The sequence below is a fragment of the Methylocaldum sp. GT1TLB genome (assembly GCF_051027445.1).
Taxonomy (GTDB): domain Bacteria; phylum Pseudomonadota; class Gammaproteobacteria; order Methylococcales; family Methylococcaceae; genus Methylocaldum.
This window is the reverse complement of the sequence record NZ_CP194898.1, coordinates 4,482,802-4,504,837: the sequence shown is the minus strand read 5'-3', so window position 1 is coordinate 4,504,837 and position 22,036 is coordinate 4,482,802. Positions and strand designations below refer to the sequence as shown.

The following is a 22,036-nucleotide window of genomic DNA, read 5'->3' as shown; positions in this document are numbered from 1 at the left end:
AGCCGGACCCTCCGAAAAAAAATACAGGCAGTATGCGGCTTACGCGTCGGCAGCCTTGCGCAAGAATTCTTCCGGGATCTTGAATTCGGTCGGCGGCGTCGGAATGTCGCCGCCGAAAACCCGGGCCGCCTTGAGTTGATAGACGTAAGCCAAAACCTGGGCAACCGCGAAATAGAGACCGGCGGGAATTTCGCGGTCGAGATCGGTGGACGCATAGAGCGCGCGGGCGAGCGGCGGCGCGGACAGGAGCGGCACACCGGCACCCACGGCCAAATTCCGGATTTGGGCCGCCACCAGGTCCGCGCCCTTGGCGACGACTTTGGGCGCTTTCATGCCGGACTGGTCGTATCTCAGGGCCACTGCGTAATGGGTCGGGTTGGTCACGATGACATCGGCCTTCGGCACCTCGTCCATCATTCGGCGCCGCGCCAGCTCCATCTGTAAGCTGCGAATCCGGCTTTTGACTTCCGGTTTGCCTTCGACTTCGCGCATTTCGTCCTTGACTTCCTGGCGCGTCATTTTCAGCTGGCGCTTGTGGTTCCAGAGCTGAAAGGGCACGTCCACGATCGCGATCAGCCCCAGCGAAGCGCATAGCCACAAAATAAACGTCATGACGAGGCGCGCGGTTTGATTCGCCGCCGGAAGCAAAGCCTCGCGACCGAGACCGACGAGATCGTCGAAATAAGCCGTCAGCAGTCCGGCGGTCACAAAACCGATCAAGAGAAATTTCAGAACCGACTTCACGACTTCCGCGAGGGCCTGAACCGAGACCATGCGAGCCAGGCCCTTCATGGGATTGAGCTTTTCCGGCTTGGGCATCAGGTTCTCGCCGCTGAAATTCCAGCCGCCCAGCGCCATGGGAGCGGCCAGGGCAGCCAGAACGGCAAGACCGAGGATCGGGAGCAGAACCTGGCCCGCGGCCAGCAAGTCTCGGCCGAGATGGGCAAGCGGCGCCGCAGGATCGAAAAGGTCGCGGCGACTCAGACGAAAGTCTCCCTCCATGATTTGCCACAGGCTTTGCGCCATGCCGCCGCCAAAGACGAATATCGCTACCGAACCGGTCAGCAGAAGAACAAGAGTGTTCAATTCGCGGGAACGCGGAATCTGACCTTTTTTCCGAGCATCGCTCAGGCGTTTACTGGTAGGGTCCTCTGTTCGTTCCTGATCGGATTCCTCGGCCATGACACCTTATTTCAAATCGCTTTCAATTACGGAATTAACTTTTGTAAGGGTGGGTTATTCCAAATCGCTTTCAACAGGAATTCATTTTTGTAGGATGGGTAGAGCGAAGCGAAACCCATCGATGGTGGGTTAGTCCGCGAGGCCGTAACCCACCGAGCGACCTCGGATCGGTGGGTTACGCTGCGCTAACCCACCCTACGATTAATGCCCATTCGAATACCGAATCGAATTAGTCCTACTGCAGAATCGCAGTCATCACTTGATACCCGTCATCGAGAAAGCCGGAAAAGAGGCTTAAAACGTCCGGCAGGCTGATGCCGATCAGAAACAGTCCCAACCCCAAGCTGACCGGGAATCCGACCGAGAAAATATTGAGCTGGGGCGCCGCACGGCTGGCTACGCCGAACCCCAGATTAACCAACAGCAAGGCCGTTACCAGCGGCAAGGAAAACAGAACTCCCGCAGCAAACAAGCGGCTCGCCCAGAGCGCCAGCCGCCGCATTCCGTCGGCACTCAAACCTTCGAACCCGACCGGCAGCATTTGAAAGCTGTCGACCAGCAGCCGGATCAGTATCAGATGTCCGTCCATGGCCAGGAACAGCAGCGTCGCCAAGATTTGGTAAAACTGGGCGATGACCGGAACCTGCACGCCGGTCTGCGGATCGACCATGGACGCAAAACCCAGTCCCATGCTGTAGGCGACGCTCTGCCCGCCGAAAACGACGGCTTCGAAAACCAGGTGCAGAACGAGACCGATTGCGAGACCAATCAGGAATTGCTGAACGGCGATCCAGAAACCGGACAAGCTGAATAGTTCCGCATCGGGCATGACCGGCAACATCGGCGAGATCAGCCAGGTGACGGACGCCGCCAGCATGACGCGGACACGGACCGGCACCATATGGCCGGTAAAGACCGGTATCGCAAGAAACAGCGCGCTAACGCGCAAGAAAGGCCATGCGATGGCGGCGACCAGAGTCAGGAGCTGGCTTTCGCTGAACTGCACAGACTTCAACCGATCAGGCTGGGTATGCTGCGAATCAACGACCGGGTGTAATCGATCAGCAGTTGCAGCATCCAGGGTCCGGCCAGCATCAGCACGATGGCCATGGCGATGAGCTTGGGCACGAACGTAAGGGTCATCTCGTTGATCTGGGTGGCGGCCTGGAACAGGGCGATCACGAGTCCGACGGCAAGGGCCACCAGCAGCATGGGCGCGCTGATCTGCATGGTGACGGTCATGGCTTGCTGGCCCAGGGCGGCAATGGTTTCGGGTGTCATTTACTGTTCGTAATGAAAGTCAAACCATATCGTCACCCCGGCAAGGAATGCCGGGGTCCAGGTTACAGGGACGTAGACGCCTCGCCATCCTTGGCCTCTGGATTCATGCCGCACAGTCCCTGTGCGGCACCCTACGGGCGCTTCGCGTGCAAATCGGCAATCCTGCCGATTTGTCATGCCGGGCCATCCTGCCCGGCACCCTCCGAGCGGCTCTCGCCGTGCAAACCGGCTGTCCTGCCGGTTTGTCATGCCGGGCCATCCTGCCCGGCACCCTCCGAGCGGCTCTCGCCGTGCAAATCGGCAATCCTGCCGGTTTGCACGGCACAAATTTGCCTGGAGCAAATTTGGACGTGCGGAGCACGGTCCGAAGGACGAGCCCCAGGGAAGGGGCGAGCAATCCGTGCCGGAATGACGGGTAATCCCGGCATCTCTTCCCTATAGCATTTTCTGATTCGGTGTAAGGGAGCGCCATAGGTAGGTCGGCAATCCCTTGCCGACCTACTGGCTCGGCAAAGGGCTTTGTCGGAAGGGCAGCTCTGGCGCTCCCAGAGATGCCGTTTGCGATTGGCAAGGGATTGCCGACCTACGTTCTTCCCACCCCACACGAATCCGTACACCGGGATGAAAAACGCTCTAATACCTGCTGTAAAGACCTACTCGACGAAAAAACTCGCCGCGAGCGTCTCGACCACCAGCGCCCAACCGTCCACCAGGACGAACAGCAAAAGCTTGAAGGGAAGCGAAACGATCATGGGCGACAGCATCATCATGCCCATCGACATCAGTATGGTGGCCACCACCAGATCGATGATCAGAAACGGCAGGAACAAAAGAAATCCCATTTGAAAAGCCGTCTTCAGCTCGCTGGTCATGAAGGCCGGCACCAGCAAGGAAAATGGCGTCGCCTCGGGACTGGCGATGTCCTGCTTGCCGGATATGCGCGCGAAAAGCTCCAAATCGGTTTCCCGCGTCTGCTTGAGCATGAACTGGCGGAACGGAACCGCGGCTCGTTCGAGGGCCGCGCCCGGCGCCAGCTGTTCTTTCATATAAGGCTGCAGGGCCTGTTCGTTCACCTGCTCGAACACCGGCAGCATGGTAAACAGGGTCAGAAACAGCGAAATGCCGAGCAGTACCTGATTGTTGGGCGTCTGACCGGCGCCTAGTGCCTGCCGCAAGATCGCCAGGACGATCATGATGCGGGTAAACGAGGTCATGCTGAGCAACAGCGAGGGCAGCACGGTCAGCGCCGTCATCAGCGCCAGAACCTGTATCGTGACCGTGTAGGTCTGGCTGCCCTGGCCGTTGGCGGCCACGGTGAAAGCCTCGATGCCGGGAGCGCCTTGCGCCGAGGGAATCGACAACGCAAATAGAGCCGCGAACATCCCGAGAAACGTCAGAGCGAAGTACGGCCGACGGTTCATGATCGCCGCCCCGTCAACTCGTGCAAGCGTTCGGCGAACGAGGCCCCGGCCGACGGCATTCCGCTCTCGACCGGGATGATTTCCGAATTTTCCAGGATGCACAGGGTCTCGACCCGTCCTGGCGCTACCCCCAGCACCAGTTGTTTCCCACCTGCCTGCAACAACACGACCCGCTCCCGAGATCCCAGCGAAACCGCGGCCAACACGCGAAAGCTTCCCGGCGCGAGCCGGGAAAAGCTGCCGAATCGCCGCAGCAGCCAGGCCAGAGTGAAAATGACCGCCAATACCGCCAGCAATCCGGTCAGACTCTTCGCCATATCCACCGAAGGCAAGGCCTTGGGTACGGCGGAAGCGGTGTCGGCCAGCAGAACCGGCGACATCAGCGACGAAACCACCGCAAAGACATGGGCCTTCATTTCAGCTTTCTCACCCGCTCCGCGGGACTGATGACATCGGTGAGACGAATACCGAACTTGTCGTTCACCACCACCACTTCGCCGTGAGCGATCAGCGTGCCGTTCACCAGCACATCCATGGGTTCGCCCGCCAGCCGGTCCAACTCGACGACCGAGCCCTGGGTCAGCTGCAACAAATTGCGGATGTTGATCTTAGTGCGCCCTATCTCCATCGCGATGGTCACCGGAACGTCCAGCAGCACGTCCAGGTTGATGTCCTCGATTTTTGCCACGTCCGCCGCCGGCGGAGATCTCCCGAGATCTTCGAAGGTCGCGGGTTCGGGTTTCGGAGCCGCCGGCTGGCGGGGAGGCTCCGCCATTTTTTTGGCAGCCTCTTGCTGCTCCAGCAGGGCGGCGGCCCAATCGTCGGCTAGATCCTCGGATTCGTCGCCCCCGTCAGCGCCTTCGATCGATTCTTCCAATTCGTCGCTCATGCTCGTTCAACTCCGCTTCCCAATACCCCGATTAAGCGTTCTTTATCCCCGCTTGCGCGGCTGATCTTCTCCAGAATCTGCACCGCGTAATTGCCCCGCGAGATCCCGACCTTGCCGCGAAACACGGGGATGTCGTCGACGACGACCGTAATGGTCTCCGGCATTTCGATCGGAATCACGTCGCCGGCTCTCAACCGCAACATGTCCTCCAACGACAAGGTCTTTTCGACCAAGGTGCTGTGCATCTCGATTTCGGCATCCAGGATTTCCGCTTGCAGAGCCGTGCGCCAACGGTCGTCCGAATCATCGCTTCTATCCCCCTGAATACCGGCATCCAGAAGTTCCCTGATCGGCTCGATCATGGAATACGGCAGGGTAATGTGCAGATCGCCTCCCCCGCCTTCCACTTCGATATGTATGGTGGAGACCACGACGACCTCGGCGGGACTCACGATGTTGGCGAACTGCGGGTTCACTTCCGAACCCAGATACTCGAACTCGATCGGCATGACCGGCGCCCAGGCTTCTTTCATGTCCTTGAAAATCAGCTCGAGCAGCATCTGAATGACCCGCATCTCGGTCGGCGTGAACTCGCGTCCCTCGATCTTGTTGTAGAACTGACCGCTGCCGCCGAAAAAATTGTCCACGACGGTGAACACCAGGGTCGGCTCCATGACCATCAAACCACGCCCACGCAAGGGGTTGAGCCGGATGACGTTCAGATTGGTCGGAACGAACAGGCTGTGCACGTATTCCGAGAACTTCAGGACCTGAACGCCCAATACCGAAATCTCCGCGGAGCGCCGCAGCAAATTGAACAGACTGATGCGGAAATGACGGACGAAGCGGTCGTTGATCATCTCCAGAGTGGGCATCCGCCCGCGCACGATGCGGTCCTGACTGGTGAAGTCGTAGGTCCGTACCTCGCCGCTTCGAAAATCGATCTCCGATTCGGTTCCGATATCTCCGTCGTCGACGCCGTGCAGAAGCGCGTCGATTTCTTCCTGAGTCAAAAGATCATGAACGGCCATGGCTATTGCATGATGAATCCGGTGAAAAAAACCTCTTCGGCGCCTTCCTTGTGGCCCGTTTGCTTAGAAACTACCGCGTTGATTTCCTCGAGCAGCTTGCCCCTGAGCGCCTCTTTGCCTTCGGCCGTCTTGAGCCCCGCCGGCTCCTGGCCGCTCAGCAGCAAAAGCACGTTGTTGCGGATCATCGGCGAATGCTTTTTCACCGCGTCGATCACGGCTTGATTTTTCGAAGCGACGCTAAGGCCAACCTGGAGCAGGCGGGCATCCGGATTGCTCTTGAAATTGACCACGAAAGCCGGGTCGATAGCGAAATAGATCATCGGCAGCGCGAGCGCCCCGCCGTCACGGGATTCCGCAGCCGCCTCATTCTCGTTCTGCTTCGGTGGGAAGATCCCCCAAAAATAAAGCGCTGCGAACACGGCAAGGAGCGTTCCCAGCATCGCTCCGAGAACGATAAAAATAACGCTCTTGGATGACTTCTTCTTTTCTTCGCCTAAATCCAGTTTGTCTTGTTGCGCCATCGCGGTTTTCCAAAGTTTTCTGCTGCCTTCAGCAACAATGATGCCCACAAAAAAAGCTTAGCACCGACAAGGCATTAGCAAGCCCTGAACGCTTTTCGTCGCACTACGGCAAGACAAAAGCCAGCAAGGCGCCAAAATTCGGACGCTTGGAAACGAAAGGAGACTGATGGCTGAATGCTCCAAGAGCGAGATCAACGCCGGCAGCACTACGGCCGATACGCGGAGAGAGCAACTGCGGCAAGGGAACGGGTATTCAGATACAGAGCCAGAAAAGGGGGGATCGGCATAATCTGTATCAGCCGGCTAAGCCGATCCCTTAGGCATTATGAAATCGAGATTAGTAATCCATGCTTAATTGGCAAGCGTTCCGGTAATACTCGTGAATACATTTTGGCCGGTACAGGCATTGATCGTACCCTTTACAGTAAGGGTGCCGCCTGTAACGCCACTGAACATTCCAGTATTTCCGGGAGCGGTAATTGGCCCCACCGTGAGCACGGGCGCCTTGACATACATGATTTCCGTGACCGCCCATTTACAAGGATATGCTACCGGAGAAAAGCTGACAGGCGTATCGCCATCGGTGCTCAACCGCGACAGTTCCGAACCCGACGAATCGGTACACGTGATGACATGGCGAAGATGGCCGGGCACCACGAGAGGCTGTCCTGTCGGAAGCATGACGGGCGCTCCGGAGCCGTCCGTAAAAACCTGTAGATCGTATCCTTTCCCCAAGACGGCGCATACCAACGTAGTCTTGTTATCTACTTTTACGGCCATTTCTCCGAGCTGGGTATCTCCCTCGTAATTCGGCGCTATCGCCGGCCAATCGATATCGTCATTTCCCAAATCGTCGTAATGAATCGAGGCTTCCATAACCGTTTGAGTGCGCCCTACTCCCGATTTGATCACGATATCCGCAGAAGCAGAGGCCGAAAAGATCATCCCGGTAGCGACGCAAACGGTAATTACAGACGGTTTCTTAAACATTATTGTTTCCTTGTAATTGATGAACAAACTAAAGCGCGACTGAACTCCCAAAGCGTGTTGTTCCTCCGCCACATGAAGATAGCAGGTTAAATTGGCCTCAGCCATTACAAAGACTTACCTAATCCGGGCGGGGCGACGTTCGCGCAGGCCGACAGCCGGTCCAAAACCGGAATACATTGTCAAAGGACCTCCATGCAAGGCAGAATTGGGCGGACAAGCCAAATCATTGAGAATGAATCTGAAAATAAGAAATCTCGATTAATAAATTCTAAAACTCATCCACCCAAGAGGAAGACCCCATGGATAGCAAGATTCATCATCGTGTCGTAGTGATCGGCGGCGGCGCCGCCGGGCTCGGCATCGCCGCCCGTCTGCTGCATGCCGGGATAACGGATGTCGCCATCATCGAGCCGTCCGAGAAGCATTATTACCAGCCCTTCTGGACGTTCGTCGGAGGCGGCGTCGTCACTCGCGAGCAGTCGGTCAAACCGATGGCCGAGTTGATCCCCAAAGGCGCCACCTGGATACGCGATGCCGCCGCGGAGTTCGATCCCGCCAACAATTCGCTGAAAACCGAGGGCGGCAAGGAAATCGGCTACGACTACCTGGTCGTCTGTCCGGGGCTACAGATCGACTGGGACAAGATCCCGGGCGTAAAGGAAGCGGTAGGCAAGGACGGGGTGTGCAGCAATTACAGCTACGACACCGTGAACACCACCTGGGAAAACATCCGGAACTTCAAGGGCGGCAACGCCGTGTTCACTTTTCCGCCGCCGCCCATCAAATGCGCCGGCGCACCGCAGAAAATCATGTATTTGGCGGAGGATTATTTCCGCAAGCACGGCCTGCGTGACAAATCCCGCGTCGTCTACTACTGCGCCACGCCCACCATCTTCAGCGCGCCCAAATACGCCGCCAGCCTGATGGAACAGGTGGTGAAACCGCGCAATATCGAAGTTCATTTCAAGCACAATCTGGTGGAACTGCGCCCGGCGTCGAAAGAGGCCGTGTTCAAGAATCTCGATACCGGAGAGAGCGTCGTTCAGCCCTACGACATGATCCACGTGGTTCCGCCCATGAGCGCTCCCGACTTCCTCAAGAAAAGTCCGCTCGGGAACGAAGGCGGGTGGGTGGACGTAAATAAGGACACCTTGCAGCACGTCCGCTACCCCAACGTGTTCAGCCTGGGCGATGCCAGCAGCCTGCCCACGTCCAAGACGGCGGCGGCAGTCCGGGCGCAAAGCCCGATCCTGACCGCGAATCTCCTGTCGGTCATGAACGGCGGACAGCCGGTAGCCAAATACGACGGCTATACTTCGTGCCCGCTGATCACCGGTTACGGCAAGCTGATCCTGGCCGAATTCGACTACGACCTGAAGCCCAAGGAAACCTTTCCCTTCGACCAGGGCAAGGAGCGCTACAGCATGTATCTGTTGAAGCGTTACATCATTCCGGTGATTTACTGGCAGGGCCTGCTCAAGGGCTATCAGTGGCCTCATCTGGGCAAGGCGTAAACCGGCATCCCCGCGCCGCAGGAATGGCAAAGTCCGTAGGCTGGAATGGAGCTTTGCGTAATCCCAGTTCGATCTCGCATCTGATCTCCTGAAAATGCTGGGTCTCGTTCCTGGACCCAGCCTACGGCGCTGCACCTCGTAAGCCGGAGCCTTTCCCACGAGGCGGGCCCAAGCGCAATCCGCTATTTGCATGGCAATACCGATCTTTCCCTCTCCCGCTGAGAGAGGGCTAGGGTGAGGGTATTAAGAACGAAACCTAACTGACCGCCCCGTGCTTCGCCTCTACCAATCCGACAAGCTGGAATTTCTCGCCGAACTCTTGACGGCGGACAGCACACCGCCGGCCTCCCCCTTCGAACCGGAAATCGTCATCGTTCAAAGCCTTGGCATGGGACGCTGGCTGTCCCTGCGCCTTGCGGACAATCTCGGCATCTGCGCCAACGTCCGTTTTCTGCTGCCGGCCTCGTTCATCTGGGACCTGCTTCGGCAATTCCTCGGCGAACTCCCGAGGCGTTCGGCATTCTCTTCCGAGGTACTCACCTTCCGCATCTTCGACTGGCTGGGACAAACCGCGAATCTGGAGCGAACTCCGCGCCTGTCCGGGTATCTCCAAAACGGAGACGAACTCCGCCGGTTCCAACTCGCTAAGCGGATCGCCGATCTGTTCGATCAATATCTGATGTACCGGGCCGACTGGATAGCCGCCTGGGAACGCGGCGAAACGCTCGCCTTGGACGGCGACGAGGACTGGCAAGCCCTACTGTGGCGCGACCTGAGCATGGGGGAAGCTGCGCCCCATCGCGCCCGTTTCATGAACGAACTGCTGACGGCGCTCGAATCCGACTCGGCGGCCGATCGGCTTCCGCGGCGCATCGCCATCTTCGGCGTTTCCTCGCTGCCGCCGGCCTTTCTGGACGTGCTGAATGCGCTCGCCAGGCATACCGAGATCAATCTATACGCGCTCAATCCCTGCCGCGAATACTGGGGCGAAATCCGGGATGAACGGGAAATCGGCCGCGTGGCCGGAGAACGCTCGCCGGAAGATCTGTACCTGGAAGTGGGGCATCCCTTGCTGGCATCGCTAGGGAAACAAGGCCGCGAATTTTTCGATTCCGTGGCCGACCATTCCGAGCTGCACAGCTTGTTTCGGGCGGAACCGCCGCGCGATTCGCTGCTGCACATACTCCAGGCCGACATCCTCGAACTGATCGATCGCCGAAGTGCCGGGCGCTTGGCCGTACGGCCGGACGACCGCTCGCTGCAAGTCCATGCCTGCCACAGCCCGATGCGCGAAGTCGAAGTCCTGCGCGATCAGCTTCTGGCGCTGTTCGACGCCGATCCGGAATTGAAGCCGAGCGACGTGGCCGTGCTGACGCCGGAGATCGAGCAATACACGCCGTACATCGAAGCGGTATTCGCCGAAAGCCGCGACGCCCCGATGATCCCCTTCAGCATCGCCGACCGCGGTTTGACCCACGAACAGCCGCTCCTGGAGAATTTTCTCGCGCTGCTCGATCTGCCGGAGAGCCGATTCGCGGCGGACACGACGCTCGGCTTTTTGGAGCAACCCGCCATACAGCGCCGTTTCCGGCTATGCGAAGACGATCTCCCCATGATCCATCATTGGGCGCGGTCGGTCGGCACCCGCTGGGGACGGGACGGGACCCACAAGACCGAATACCGGTTGCCGGACATTCCCCGCCACACCTGGCGCGACGGCCTGAAGCGCCTGATGCTGGGCTATGCCCTGCCGCAGGAACTGGCGGGCGACGGCTTTCCGCTGTTCGTCGAAACCCTGCCTTACGACGACATCGAAGGCAGCCGGGTCTTGATCCTGGAGCGGTTCGCGGAATTTCTGGAAACCCTGTTCGAATGGGCGGACCGGTTCAAGGCGAAGCAGCCGGTGACGGAGTGGATCGAACGATTGAACGCGTTCATCGATCGGCTGTTCGATCCGCGGGACGAGGACGAAACGCTGCTGCTCCAGCTGCGCGGCACCCTCGATCTGCTGCGGGAACTCTCGGAACAAGCCGGCTTCCGCGAGCCGGTCGGGATACGGGTGATCAAGCGCTGGCTCGCGGATCGCCTGTGTCAGCCATCGAGCACCGGCGGCTTTTTGACCGGCGCGGTCACCTTCTGTGCGATGGTGCCGATGCGCAGCCTGCCGTTCAAGGTCATCGCCGTGCTCGGCCTGAACCACGACAGCTTTCCGCGTCAGCGCCATCCCCCCGACTTCGACCTGATGGCGAAGCATCCCCGCCGGGGAGACCGCTCGCGCCGGCTGGACGACCGCTATCTCTTTCTGGAAACGCTGCTGTCGGCGCGCGAGGTGTTTTATCTGAGCTATGTGGGCCGCAGCGTTCGCGATAATACCGAGTTGCCGCCCTCCCCGCTGGTGTCCGAGCTCATCGACGTCGCGAAACAAAGCTGCGAGCTGGCCGAAGGCGACATCGAGTCCCATCTCGTTACCCAGCACCCGCTGCAACCGTTCGATCCCGGCTATTTCAAGGACGATCCCCGGTTGCCGGGCTTTTCGTCGACCTGGCTTGCCGCGGCCCGACTGATCGGCCGGGGCGACAAGGGGCCCGCGCCCTTATTTTCCGGCCCGCTGTCTGAGCCCGAAGAGGAATGGCGCATCGTCGATCCGGAAAGCCTCGCTTATTTCTTCAGCAACCCCGTCCGCTATCTCCTGCGGCGGCGGCTGAACCTGGTTCTGGAAGACACTGCGGCGGAATTCGAAGTGCGCGAACCTTTTGCGCTCGATTACCGAACGAGAAACCAGGTCCGCCAGAACCTGCTGAACGCCTTGGCGCAGGACCGAAAACCGCAGAGCGCGCTGCTGCTCGCCGACGCCCAGGGTCTTTTGCCCCACGGCCGCTTCGGCGAAGCGCTGCACGGCCAGGAGCAACGGCTGGTCGAAAGTTTCGCCGTCAAACTGCTCCCGGACCTCGTCAAACCGCGCTTCGAATCTCTGCCGGTGGATTTCGAAGCGAACGGCCTGCGCCTGCTCGGCTCCCTCGCCGAAGTCGGCGCTAGCGGCCTGACTGACTACAGCTTCGAAGAGCCGAGCCCCCGCCAGCTCTTCGACCTCTGGCTCCGGCACCTGATGCTTTGCCTGATCGCCCCCGAAGGCGTGACACTCCAATCCCTGCTGCATACCCCTAAGCAAACCCTCACGTTCCAGGCCGTAGCCGAGCCCGAAAACGAGCTTGCGAAACTCCTGAACGCCTACTGGCAAGGACTGTCCGCCCCGCTGCCCTTCTTCCCCAAATCGAGTTATGCCTACACCCGCTGCATACACGATCCGCCCGCCAGACTTGGCGGCGATCCGGAGGCTATCCGGTTCAATGCTCGAAGACAGGCCCGGGGCATCTGGGAAGGGTCGGAGTTTCAGGCCGGAGAAAGCATGAATGCCTATTACCAAACGGTTTACCGGGGCGGTGACACGTTGGATGAGAGCTTCGAGGCATTGGCTGTCGAGCTTATAAGCCCGATGTTGGCGGCGATGACGAAAGAGGCATCTCGGTGATTTTTAGACCCCGGTCGTAGGCTGGGTTGAGGAGCGAAACCCAGCATCTTGAGGTATGGGAATGCTGGGTTTCCGCAAAGCTACAACCCAGCCTACGGGCTCAAACATTTGCCTGATTAGCGATGAACTTCAGCCAAGCGAATTTGCCACTCGGGTCGAGGCTTAGCGAACGCCGCGGCGCGCGCCAGCCGTTGAAGCAGGGTTTTGAGATTGAAACGCCGATTGAAGCGGTATTGGAACTCGGCCAGGTACCGCTGGGCGTATTTCTCGAATTTGAACGCGTGATAGGTGCCGGAAATGGCTGTCTTCAGGTTGCTCAACATCGTATTTACCCAATGGAACTCCGGATGTTGCGCCGACTGCCGCCCAGAGCCCAGGATCAGGCGATGATGGCAAGCGACGACCTGGTGCAGCCTCCGAAACCCGCTCAGGCCATCGGTGAGTGCGTAGGTCGACGGGGCCAAGGCGCGTTTGGCCCAGTCCGCGATAGCCTGCTGCGTGAACGGCAGGGGATCGACGCGCAGGAACAACGGACGCCCGTCGTCCGTGGTTTGTACCGCCATCACAAAGGCCAACTTGTTTTCGGAGCCACGCCCCGGTTTCCCCGGCCGCTCACCGCCCAGGTAGGCATCGTCGATCTCGACCCGCCCGGCCAGCTGCCGATCCGTTTCCCGTTCCGCCATCACCTGGATCAACTTGTGCTTCACCAGCCATGCCGTGCGATAACACACCCCGAGATGGCGCATCAGTTCCAGTGCCGAGACATTGTTCTTGGCCTGGGTCAGGAGATACATGGCCAGAAACCAGGTGGTCAGCGGCAGCTTGGTCGCTTGGAAGATCGTCCCGGCGATCAGCGTCGTTTGGCTCCGGCAGTGTCCGCATTGCCAGTATTTCCGCCCGGTCCGTTCGAACACCGTGTGGCGCGCGCCGCCGCAGACCGGACAGCGGAAACCGTCCGGCCAGCGCAGGGCCTCCAGTGCCGCTTCGCACTGCGCTTCACTGCCGTATTGCGTCAGAAACTCGGCCAACGACAAACCCTTTTGAAATTGCACCCGGTTCATAGGCATGGGACACCCCGCTTGTGATAGATGCCCATAGTCTAAGGACCCTAGCGGCTCACTATGTGAGCCTGTACTGAACTTCGTCGCTAATCAGGAACATTTGTGTATTGAAGAAAAGTCGTGACTGATAGCCAACGAGACAACTGGAAATCCATCACTGGTTTAGTGACGGAGCTAAAGCGCTGTGATCAATGCGGTATTACAACCGCGTCTGTCGCAATGGCCTATATTTGCATTGATGCCCTCGCCAATCTTGCAAGACCGATCGACAAGCAAAAGGTCACTCGCACTGATTTCAAAGAATGGGTAGATACATACCTTAAAGCACATCCAGAGCAGCCATATCAGTATCGTGGCAAAGATGTCTATGCAGCTCGTTGTGCCTTCCTCCACACATACGGAGCAGAAGCAGAGTTACATGACGAAGATCCTGACACAATAAAGTTTGCATACCACGATGGGGGTAAGCATCAATATGATCCCAATGTGGAACCGAGACTTGTTCTAATCGGGACAAAGTCTTTCATTAACGACGTCGTCATTGCTGTTGAGACGTTTCTTAGGAAGTGTCAGAGCGATGAAGTGCTAAGACAGCGTGTGGAGTCACGGCTTGTTAAAGTTTTGCAAGTAGTCCCGTACCCATCACCATGAGTAATACACATAATGGTAAAAAGGTCAGGCTTTTGTTATTTGCTTCAGATTTCTTTAGGCGAAGTGGACAGGCTTAATATCCCTAAAGAAGCCGAAGTCAAACAATTAACGCTTACCCCAACCACGCAAGGCGTTAGCCCTTAGAAACCTGTAATAAGAGCCTATCCCAATAGGCCGGTGGCTCGCCAGGTGATGATGCCCAGTGTCAGATGCAACAGAGCGAGATAGGTATCCGCCCGCTTTTCCCAGCGGATGAGAATGCGCCGAAAGCGGTTCATCCAACTGTGCGTGCGCTCTACGACCCAGCGCCGCGCTGCGAATCCCGCGTCCCGCTTGATCGCTTGGGCCTCCTCGCCGCGGGTTCGAAGGTGGGCCGTGAACCCGAACGCGTGGACAATATCCCGCACCTCGTCATAGTCATACCCTTTATCCAAACATAATCCTTGGGGCTGTTCCGGGGTCGGTTCGGGCCGCTGGGCTTGAACCGCCGCCAGCGTCGAACGGACCAGTTTCATGTCGTGGCGGTTGGCACCCTCGACCACTACGGCCAGTGGGATTCCATCCGCCTCGGTCAACAGGCTGCGCTTGACCCCCTGTTTGCCCCTGTCCGTCGGATTTGGCCCCGTTTTTTTGTGCCGGCCAGGGGCGCCTTGGTCGTGGCGCCATCCAGGGATAGCCAACTCCAGTCGATGCCCTTGAGCCGCTCGTATTCGAGCAACCCCTCCTGCCAGAAACGCTCGAAAATACCCGCCTCAACCCATTCCAGGAACCGGCGGTGGGCACTACTGCTGGAGCAGATCCCCGTCGCATTCAGGGCATTCCATTGACACCCGGTACGCAGGACGAACACAATCGCATTCATCGCCACACGGTCGTCGACCCGGCGACGATGACATCCCAGGGGATGCGGCTTGGGCACGTGCACCGGAAGCAGGGGTGACATCTTTTCCCATAAGGCGTCGGGAATCCGCCAGCCATCGTCTTCGGTAATGAGTCCCATGGGTCTTCTCCTCGGTTACCGGTTAAAGACGCTTATTATCGCCTATTGGGATAGGCTCTAAGTACCGTAGGATGCGGTGAGGCACGAACCGCCCTTCGACTAGGCTCAGGACAGGCATCGACCGCGAACGATGCGCCTCCTATCGTCGGCACATCCTACGAACTGCCGCTGAACAATCAGTCACCGCACAAATGATCTAATCTTGTTTTCAACCGGACGAGGACGGCGCCGACCAAGGCTTGGATTTCATGCTGGTGGCGGCCATTTTTGCCGGCGGATGCGCTGGAAACTCGGATAATTACAAATGCCCGATCGGGCGGAAAAATCGAGGTGAACTCATGAGATTGCCATTGGGGATTTCGTTTTTGTTTTTGGCGGTTCCGGCCCTCTTTGCCGGGACGGTGCAAGCCGAGAAAACCGATTTGGCCGGTTCCGCCGACCATGCCCTGGTCGGACGTTACGAGGGGTCGGTTGTCACGTTTTACGAAACGAAAGCCTACGAAGAATTGAAGCTGCCGTTCAAACCGCTGGAGCGTGGCCAAAAAGACAAGCCCGAGGCATGGCAGATCGGCGTGTCCGGGAAGCTCACCTCGATTCGATATGAAGGCCCCGCGGATCGCTCGATCCTGGAGGTCATGCGCAATTACGAGGCGGCATTGAGCTCGAAGGGATTCACGATTCGTCTCTTCTGCAAGGGCGCGAAGGAATGTTCGCCCGGCGGGTCGGTCCCCACCTTCTGGGAAGCCGGAAACGGCCAGATCGGCATGCCGACGACCTGGGATACCACCGTCTATTTGCTGGCGGAGCGGGATGCGCCGGAAGGCCGGGTTACCGTCGGGATGCTTGGGGTCGAGACGAAGGCGACCAAATCCCGGCCTCTGACGCCGCATGTTGCAGTGACGGTCGTCGAATCGAAGCCGATGGAGGCCGACAAGATCGCGCTGGTCAAGGCCAGCGAAATGCAGCAGGCGCTGGAGCGCGACGGTCGCATCGCGATCTACGGCATCTACTTCGATTTCGACAAGGCGGAGATCAAGCCGGAATCGGAACCGCAGATCGCGCAATTGGCGGCGCTTCTGAAAGAAAACCCTAAGTTAAAGGTCCTCATCGTCGGACACACCGACGGCAAGGGCGCATTCGACTACAACCTGTCGCTTTCCCAGAAACGAGCCCAGGCCGTGGCGGACACGCTGGTGTCGGCCCATGGCATCGCTCGCGACCGCCTGACGCCCGCGGGCGCCGGCATGATAGCGCCTGTCGCTTCGAATAAGACGGAAGAAGGACGTGCGAAAAACCGGCGCGTCGAGATCGTCGAACACTACTCCGGCGGTTAAAGGCAAATACTACCCTCCTTCCACACGGCGTCAGCTTTCCCGGTCGTCTTGGGGACACCAAGACGACCCTTCTAATCGCAAACGGTTGCTTCAGAGCGTTTTCATCTCGCTCGTCCGGCAAAACAGGCTTGGCGGAAGTCGTTGGCGCCTTCGGCTCGGGTGAATGGATTCAAGCACTCGTAGGTCGGCAATCCTTTGCCGACGAAGACGCTCGGCCGAGACGTGGTGTCGGGAAAGGATTCCCGACCTACTCGCGAATGCCCGTACAGTAGGTATGAAAATGCTCTAGCCTGGATATTTCATGAAAGGAGGGGTGGCGGAATCGAAAAGCCCTTAAAATTCAACTGCTGACATCGAATTTGTGAGGAGATTCCGCCGTGACACATTGTACCGGACAAATCGAGCTGTTTGCGCCCGTGGCACGCCGCCGCATCGATGTGGCCTTCGACGGGGGCGCTGTGACCAGCGATGCCGGAGTGCTGCTGTTGCGGCAGGTCGATCGCAAGCTGGGTTTGCTGGACAGCGTGGCCCAACGCTTGAAGGACCCGCGTGATCCCAGCCGGTGTGCCCACGCCGTGCTCCACCTGCTGCGACAGCGGGTTTATGGCCTGTGCCAAGGCTATGAAGACCTCAACGATCACGACACCTGGCGCCATGACCTGGCGTTGCAGACGGCCTGTGAACGGCTGTCGCCCGGTGCCTCCAGCCCCACCTTGTGCCGCTTGGAAAACCGGATGGATCGGGCGGCGGCCCTGGCGATCCATGAGGTGTTTGTCGAGCAGTTCATCGCTTCATTTCCGACGCCGCCGGATCAGCTCATCCTGGATTTCGACGCGACCGATGATCCGGTCCATGGGCATCAGGAAGGCCGGTTCTTCCATGGCTACTATGACCACTATTGCTTCCTGCCGCTTTACGTCTTTTGCGGCGATCAGTTGTTGGTCAGCTATCTCAGGCCCTCGAAGATCGACGCGGCCAAGCACGCCGGGGCGATCCTGAAAGCTCTGGTGCAACGGCTGCGTGCCGTCTGGCCCGAGGTGAAAATCATCTTCCGGGCCGATTCGGGCTTCTGCCGACGGCGGATTCTGGCCTGGTGCGAACGCCACGGCGTCGGTTATCTCGTGGGCCTGGCCAAGAACAACCGCCTTTTGAAGCTTGCGGCGCCTTGGCGCCAGGCAGCGCAAACCCAATTTGCCGCCACCTCGGAAAAACAGCGGGTCTTCGGTGAGTTTGCCTATACCGCCGGCACCTGGAAACACCCCCGCCAGGTGATCCTCAAAGCCGAGCATGGACCCCAAGGCGAAAATCCAAGGTTCCGGGTCACCAACCTGGCGGGCGACTCCCAAGCGCTGTACGAAGACGTCTATTGTGCGCGGGGCGACATGGAAAACCGGATCAAGGAACAGCAACTCGGCTTGTTCGCGGACCGCACCAGTTGTCACGTCTGGTGGGCCAACCAATTCCGGCTGCTGCTCGCCTCGCTCGGCTACCTCTTGTTGGAAGCCCTTCGTCGCCTCGGCCTCGCCGGTACCGAACTCGCTCGGGCGCAGTGTTCCACTCTCAGGGGCAAGCTCCTCAAAATCGGTGGCGTGATCCTTCGAAATACCCGTCGCATTCGCTTCCTGTTGCCGAATGCTTACCCCTGGCAGGCGCTGTTCTGGCACATCGCCGAGCGCTTTGCCCCCGGCTGAGCCGGGCCGAGTGGGTTCCCCGGCACGTTGATTCTCTGGGGGTAAGGGGGACGTTTGCCTGAAATTCAGACTTTCACCCCAAACGAGCACTCAACACGCCTTTTTCTGGTCCCGAACCCAGAACGCGACCGGCCTCCTACCTTCACTGAGGTCCTGATGAAATATTCAGGCTAGCCGCAATCTTTCTCGTCATTGCCGGAGAAGTGCTTCGTGGCGTAGGATGCGGCTCGTTCCTCACCGCGCTCTACGGCATTAAACGAAATCGCCCATGCTCCCTTCCAGCCAGCTATCCACCGACCATACCCCAGAGTTCGACATCTACGACGCCGAGCTCGCCGGGCTGAATCTGGTCGAAGCCAGCGCCGGGACGGGCAAGACCTGGACGATTTCGGGGCTTTACGTTCGGCTGATTCTGGAGCTTGGCCTCAGCGTCGATCAGATTCTGGTGGTGACGTACACCAAGGCGGCGACTGCCGAGCTTCAGGATCGTATCCGCAGGCGGTTGAGGGAGGTCCTTTCCGCCTTCGAAACCGGCGAAAGCGACGACGATTTCTGCCGCCGCATCCTCGAACTGTACGGCGACCGGACCGAGATCGCCAGGCGCCTTCTCGGCTATGCGATCAGCGGGTTCGACGAGGCCGCGGTCTACACCATCCACGGATTCTGCCAGCGCCTCTTGAACGAAAGCGCCTTCGAATCGGGAGCGGATTTCGATTGCGAGCTGATGCCGGACGAAACCGATTTGCTGCGGGAAATCGTCGACGATTTCTGGCGGCGGGAGGTCTATCTCGCCTCCGCAGCTTGGGCCGATTATCTGGCCCAAACAAATCAATCGCCCGATGTCTGGCTGAGCGAAATTCAGCCCCATGTAGGCAAGCCGTTCCTGAAAATCGCCGGGCCCGTCGAACCGGCTGACGAGGAGGACGACATCGCGCGGTTCGGGCAGGCGGTACTCGGAGCGGCGGAAGTCTGGCATGCCGAAAGGACTGCCATCGAGGCGCTGCTGCTGGATTATCCGAATTTCAACCGAACCCGCGTCAAACCCGAAAGCTTGCGGAACTGGCTAGCCGAAACGGCCGAATTTTTCGGCCGATGGCCGGCATCGGAACAGACTCCGCAGCCGGTCGTTTTACCCGAAGTCCCGCCCTTGCTCGATCTGCCGGAAGGTCTTCAACGTCTGACGCCCGAAGCCCTTGCCTCTGCCGTCAAGAAAGCTTGCGAGCCACCGCGGCATCCTTTTTTTCAACGTTGCCGGTCCGTGGTCGAGGCGGACGAGGCCCTGCGCCGAAATTTCGAAATCCGGCTTCAGTGCCTCAAGCGGCGCCTGATCGAGTTCTGCGACGCCGAACTGGACCAGCGCAAGAGCGCGCTGCAAGTCGTCTGCTACAACGACCTGCTGAACCGACTGGCCAGCGCGCTGGATTCGGAACACGGCAAACGCCTGGCGGAAACCGTCCGCCGCCGCTACCGGGCCGCCCTGATCGACGAATTCCAGGACACCGATCCGATCCAATACCGCATCTTCCGCCGCATCTACGGAGACGGAGGCTCGCCGGTGTTCTTCGTCGGCGATCCCAAGCAGGCGATCTACGGGTTTCGCGGCGCGGACATCTTCAGCTACCTCGAAGCGCGGAGCAACGAACGCATCACCCGCCGCACGCTGAAGACCAATCAGCGCTCCGAGCGCGATCTCATCGCCGCGGTCAATGCCTTGTTCGTCGGCCATCCGAAGCCGTTCCTGCTCGACGAGATCCCCTACCCTGAGGTAAGGCCCGCCGCGCGGCTGCGTGCCGTTCTGGATATCGAAGGCGACGGCGATGAGCCGTTCCGCTTTCTTTTGCTGCCGCCGGAGCAAGACGACAAAGGAAAGGAAAAGCCCTATTCGAAAGGCGCGGCAAGCCGATTGACCGCCTTGGCGACCGCCTTCGAAATCGCCCGGCTGCTCAACGCCGCAAGCGAGGGCAAGGCACGCCTGGGCGAGCGAAGCCTCGACGGGGGCGACATCGCCGTACTGGTCTCCACCCACGTCCAGGCGCGCTTGATCGAGGACGCGCTGTCGGCCTGCGGCGTACCCAGCGTGCGCCAGGGGCAGGAGAACGTGTTCTCGACTCCCGAAGCGGCGGAACTCGAGCGGATCTTGCAGGCCGTTGCCCAACCCGGGCGGGAGCCGCTGATCAAGGCCGCGCTGGCGACGGAACTCATGAATCATACTGCCAACGCGATATTCGAACTGCAAAAGGACGAGAATGCTTGGGAAGCGATCTTCGACCGCTTTCAGACCTACCATCACGTGTGGCTGAGCGAAGGCTTCATGCCGATGTTCCGCCGCTGGTTCGAAGACGCCCGCATCACCGATCATTTGCCGCAATTCCGAGACGGCGAGCGGCGGCTGACCAATCTCCTGCACTTGGCCGAACTGCTGCAGGTAGAGAGCCGCAAAAAATCGAGTATCGATACGCTGCTGGGCTGGTTCGGCCGCGCTATCCGGAGTCCCTCTAAGAACGACGAAACTGCGCTGTTGCGACTGGAAAGCGACGCCAAGCGCGTGAAGATCGTGACCATACACACCAGCAAGGGGCTCGAATACCCGATCGTATTCTGTCCGTTTCTCTGGGACGGACGGCTGCGGCAGCGAAAGGCTCAGTCGGTGCTTCTGCACGCCGACGGCGAATCGGTACTGGACCTCGGCTCGGCGAAGCTGGAGGAAAACCGCCGTCAGGCCGTTCAGGAAGAAATGTCGGAAAATCTGCGTCTTCTTTACGTGGCGCTCACGCGCGCCGTTTACCGCTGCTATGTCGTCTGGGGCAATGTCCGGAACGGGCGGGACAAAAGCGAAGGCTTTCACTCGACCGCCATGGCCTGGCTGCTGCACGGCGGCTCGACGGCGCCGGAGGACGATCCGCTGGCGGCATTGGAGACAAGACTGCTGGAAGCCGATACCGGGTTTATCGCCGCCGACATCCGCGGCCTCGCGAAACGGGCGCCCGGCTGCGTTAGCCTAGGCTCCGTCGAAACCCGTCCGGTCCGCTACCGCGGCTCGGAACGGGAGGACGATTCAACCCTGGCCGTTCGCCCCTTCCGGCGTCCGCCGCTTTACCCGAACTGGCGCATGAGCAGCTTTTCGGCCCTGACCACCGGGCGGCACAGCGAAGCGCCGGATTACGACGTTCTGCCGGAATCCGAGTTACCGGAAGCGCCGGGCGATTCGATATTCGCCTTTCCGCGTGGCGCTCGGGCCGGATCTTGCCTGCACGCGATTCTGGAGGAGTGGGATTTTGCCTGCCGGGATTCCGAACGGCTAGCCGAACTCGTCCGCCGCAAATTGAAAGCTCACGGCATCGGAGATGGCTGGACGCCGACCGTACGGCAGACCATCGAAACCGCCCTCGAAACACCGCTCGACGACAGCGGGCTCAAGCTGTCCGATGTGCCGGAAGAAAAGCGCCTGGTCGAAATGGAATTCACTTATGCGTTGCGGGGGGGCGATTCCGAAGCTTTGCGGAAACTTCTCGCCGATCCGCGATTTCAACGCGACCGCCGCTATGCCGAAGCCGCCCGGCTGCTCGACTTCAAGCATATCGAAGGCTATATGAAAGGCTTTATCGATCTGGTGTTCGAAGCGGCCGGCCGCTATTACCTGCTCGACTGGAAATCCAACTGGCTCGGCAACACCCATGCCGATTACGCTCCGGACCGCCTCGCCGCCGCCATGGCGCGCGAGCATTATTATCTCCAGTTCCTCATCTACACCGTCGCCCTGCACCGATATCTCAAGCAAAGGCTGCCGAGCTACGACTATGAAACCCATTTTGGCGGAGCGTATTACCTATTTCTGAGGGGTATCGCGCCGCAGAGAAAAACCGGAATCTTTTGGGACAAGCCGACTGAGGCATTGATCGAGGCTTTGGACAGCCTCTTGATGGGGACGTCGTAGCGCAAAA

17 protein-coding genes are annotated in these 22,036 nt (G+C 59.3%); 6 read left to right on the top strand and 11 right to left on the bottom strand.

Features of this window, described 5'->3' with window-relative positions; translation table 11 throughout:
• Positions 1-39: 39 nt before the first annotated feature.
• The 9 genes from flhB to ACR2R1_RS19795 form a co-directional block, all read right to left on the bottom strand.
• Positions 40-1,182, bottom strand: a complete 1,143-nt coding sequence (gene flhB, locus ACR2R1_RS19835) for a flagellar biosynthesis protein FlhB (protein ID WP_434111617.1) — start codon at positions 1,180-1,182, stop codon at positions 40-42.
• Positions 1,183-1,417: 235 nt separating this feature from the next.
• Entirely contained in the window at positions 1,418-2,188 is a 771-nt protein-coding gene (gene fliR, locus ACR2R1_RS19830) for a flagellar biosynthetic protein FliR (protein WP_434111615.1), read from the bottom strand.
• A 5-nt stretch (positions 2,189-2,193) separates the two neighbouring features.
• Positions 2,194-2,463, bottom strand: coding sequence for a flagellar biosynthesis protein FliQ (gene fliQ / locus ACR2R1_RS19825; protein WP_077730352.1), 270 nt, complete (start codon positions 2,461-2,463; stop codon positions 2,194-2,196).
• A 653-nt stretch (positions 2,464-3,116) separates the two neighbouring features.
• Entirely contained in the window at positions 3,117-3,845 is a 729-nt protein-coding gene (fliP, locus tag ACR2R1_RS19820; protein ID WP_434114279.1) for a flagellar type III secretion system pore protein FliP, read from the bottom strand.
• Positions 3,846-3,880: 35 nt separating this feature from the next.
• The gene (gene fliO / locus ACR2R1_RS19815; RefSeq protein ID WP_077730351.1) at positions 3,881-4,300 is read right to left on the bottom strand and encodes a flagellar biosynthetic protein FliO; all 420 of its coding nucleotides are present in this window, start codon (positions 4,298-4,300) and stop codon (positions 3,881-3,883) included.
• On the bottom strand, positions 4,297-4,773 hold the full coding sequence (gene fliN / locus ACR2R1_RS19810; protein ID WP_086135748.1) for a flagellar motor switch protein FliN: 477 nt from the start codon (positions 4,771-4,773) through the stop codon (positions 4,297-4,299). Before fliN ends, fliO begins: the two co-directional genes overlap by 4 nt.
• Positions 4,770-5,804 (bottom strand): flagellar motor switch protein FliM, encoded by a 1,035-nt coding sequence (gene fliM, locus ACR2R1_RS19805; protein WP_077730349.1) that lies wholly within the window; start codon positions 5,802-5,804, stop codon positions 4,770-4,772. Before fliM ends, fliN begins: the two co-directional genes overlap by 4 nt.
• Before the next feature lie 2 nt (positions 5,805-5,806).
• The gene (locus ACR2R1_RS19800) at positions 5,807-6,325 is read right to left on the bottom strand and encodes a flagellar basal body-associated FliL family protein (RefSeq protein ID WP_077730348.1); all 519 of its coding nucleotides are present in this window, start codon (positions 6,323-6,325) and stop codon (positions 5,807-5,809) included.
• 351 nt (positions 6,326-6,676) lie between these two features.
• Positions 6,677-7,315 (bottom strand): hypothetical protein, encoded by a 639-nt coding sequence (locus ACR2R1_RS19795; RefSeq protein WP_139841202.1) that lies wholly within the window; start codon positions 7,313-7,315, stop codon positions 6,677-6,679.
• A gap of 299 nt (positions 7,316-7,614) precedes the next feature.
• Between ACR2R1_RS19795 and ACR2R1_RS19790 the strand changes: the two genes are divergently transcribed.
• Together ACR2R1_RS19790 and recC are read left to right on the top strand one after the other, a co-directional pair.
• Positions 7,615-8,829 carry an NAD(P)/FAD-dependent oxidoreductase gene (locus ACR2R1_RS19790; RefSeq protein WP_156879655.1) on the top strand — a complete coding sequence of 405 codons (1,215 nt, stop codon included), beginning with the start codon at positions 7,615-7,617 and terminating at the stop codon, positions 8,827-8,829.
• Positions 8,830-9,100: 271 nt separating this feature from the next.
• The gene (gene recC, locus ACR2R1_RS19785; RefSeq protein WP_434111612.1) at positions 9,101-12,358 is read left to right on the top strand and encodes an exodeoxyribonuclease V subunit gamma; all 3,258 of its coding nucleotides are present in this window, start codon (positions 9,101-9,103) and stop codon (positions 12,356-12,358) included.
• Between the two features lie 116 nt (positions 12,359-12,474).
• Here the strand turns inward: recC and ACR2R1_RS19780 are convergent, their stop codons facing one another.
• Positions 12,475-13,425: an IS1595 family transposase gene (locus ACR2R1_RS19780; RefSeq protein WP_156882071.1), complete on the bottom strand. Its 951-nt coding sequence runs from the start codon at positions 13,423-13,425 to the stop codon at positions 12,475-12,477.
• A 114-nt stretch (positions 13,426-13,539) separates the two neighbouring features.
• Here ACR2R1_RS19780 and ACR2R1_RS19775 point away from each other — a divergent pair, with 114 nt between their 5' ends.
• Positions 13,540-14,070 (top strand): hypothetical protein, encoded by a 531-nt coding sequence (locus ACR2R1_RS19775; protein ID WP_434111610.1) that lies wholly within the window; start codon positions 13,540-13,542, stop codon positions 14,068-14,070.
• A gap of 161 nt (positions 14,071-14,231) precedes the next feature.
• Here ACR2R1_RS19775 and ACR2R1_RS19770 read toward each other — a convergent pair.
• Positions 14,232-15,070, bottom strand: a protein-coding gene (locus tag ACR2R1_RS19770; RefSeq protein WP_139841180.1) for an IS5 family transposase whose coding sequence is annotated in 2 segments (ribosomal slippage) — positions 14,232-14,704 and positions 14,704-15,070 — 840 coding nt in all. Because the reading frame shifts where the segments join, the coding sequence is not laid out codon by codon here.
• A 338-nt stretch (positions 15,071-15,408) separates the two neighbouring features.
• Here ACR2R1_RS19770 and ACR2R1_RS19765 point away from each other — a divergent pair.
• The 3 genes from ACR2R1_RS19765 to recB all read left to right on the top strand — a co-directional run bounded on the left by ACR2R1_RS19765 (position 15,409) and on the right by recB (position 22,029).
• Complete coding sequence (locus tag ACR2R1_RS19765; RefSeq protein ID WP_347258892.1) at positions 15,409-16,404, top strand: OmpA family protein; 996 nt, start codon at positions 15,409-15,411, stop codon at positions 16,402-16,404.
• 377 nt (positions 16,405-16,781) lie between these two features.
• Positions 16,782-18,095 carry an IS1380 family transposase gene (locus ACR2R1_RS19760; RefSeq protein WP_086135644.1) on the top strand — a complete coding sequence of 438 codons (1,314 nt, stop codon included), beginning with the start codon at positions 16,782-16,784 and terminating at the stop codon, positions 18,093-18,095.
• Between the two features lie 268 nt (positions 18,096-18,363).
• Positions 18,364-22,029 (top strand): exodeoxyribonuclease V subunit beta, encoded by a 3,666-nt coding sequence (gene recB, locus ACR2R1_RS19755; RefSeq protein ID WP_434111607.1) that lies wholly within the window; start codon positions 18,364-18,366, stop codon positions 22,027-22,029.
• Positions 22,030-22,036 lie beyond the last annotated feature (7 nt).

Bases quoted from the DNA above. Each gene is read 5' to 3' on its own strand.
- flhB (WP_434111617.1), bottom strand. From the start codon at position 1,182: ATGGCCGAGGAATCCGATCAGGAACGAACAGAGGACCCTACCAGTAAA.
- fliQ (WP_077730352.1), bottom strand. From the start codon at position 2,463: ATGACACCCGAAACCATTGCCGCCCTGGGCCAGCAAGCCATGACCGTC.
- fliP (WP_434114279.1), bottom strand. From the start codon at position 3,845: ATGTTCGCGGCTCTATTTGCGTTGTCGATTCCCTCGGCGCAAGGCGCT.
- fliO (WP_077730351.1), bottom strand. From the start codon at position 4,300: ATGAAGGCCCATGTCTTTGCGGTGGTTTCGTCGCTGATGTCGCCGGTT.
- fliN (WP_086135748.1), bottom strand. From the start codon at position 4,773: ATGAGCGACGAATTGGAAGAATCGATCGAAGGCGCTGACGGGGGCGAC.
- fliM (WP_077730349.1), bottom strand. From the start codon at position 5,804: ATGGCCGTTCATGATCTTTTGACTCAGGAAGAAATCGACGCGCTTCTG.
- ACR2R1_RS19800 (WP_077730348.1), bottom strand. From the start codon at position 6,325: ATGGCGCAACAAGACAAACTGGATTTAGGCGAAGAAAAGAAGAAGTCA.
- ACR2R1_RS19795 (WP_139841202.1), bottom strand. From the start codon at position 7,315: ATGTTTAAGAAACCGTCTGTAATTACCGTTTGCGTCGCTACCGGGATG.
- ACR2R1_RS19790 (WP_156879655.1), top strand. From the start codon at position 7,615: ATGGATAGCAAGATTCATCATCGTGTCGTAGTGATCGGCGGCGGCGCC.
- ACR2R1_RS19780 (WP_156882071.1), bottom strand. From the start codon at position 13,425: ATGCCTATGAACCGGGTGCAATTTCAAAAGGGTTTGTCGTTGGCCGAG.
- ACR2R1_RS19765 (WP_347258892.1), top strand. From the start codon at position 15,409: ATGAGATTGCCATTGGGGATTTCGTTTTTGTTTTTGGCGGTTCCGGCC.
- recB (WP_434111607.1), top strand. From the start codon at position 18,364: ATGCTCCCTTCCAGCCAGCTATCCACCGACCATACCCCAGAGTTCGAC.